Raw genomic sequence first — 255 nt, 5'->3', positions numbered from 1 at the left:
TGGGGAGTACGGTCGCAAGACTGAAACTCAAAGGAATTGACGGGGACCCGCACAAGCAGTGGAGTATGTGGTTTAATTCGAAGCAACGCGAAGAACCTTACCAGGTCTTGACATCTGAATGACCGGTACAGAGATGTACCTTTCCTTCGGGACATTCAAGACAGGTGGTGCATGGTTGTCGTCAGCTCGTGTCGTGAGATGTTGGGTTAAGTCCCGCAACGAGCGCAACCCTTATATTTAGTTGCCAGCACTTCG

At 50.6% G+C, this 255-nt stretch carries 1 rRNA gene; it reads left to right on the top strand.

Features of this window, described 5'->3' with window-relative positions:
- Positions 1–255: ribosomal RNA gene (locus M3636_RS29300) — 16S ribosomal RNA — on the top strand; the annotation flags it as partial.

Source organism: Paenibacillus sp. MER 99-2 (assembly GCF_023714095.1).
Lineage (GTDB): Bacteria > Bacillota > Bacilli > Paenibacillales > Paenibacillaceae > Paenibacillus.
Note: the sequence above shows the minus strand (reverse complement) of the source record. Positions and strands in the feature narration are given on the sequence as shown.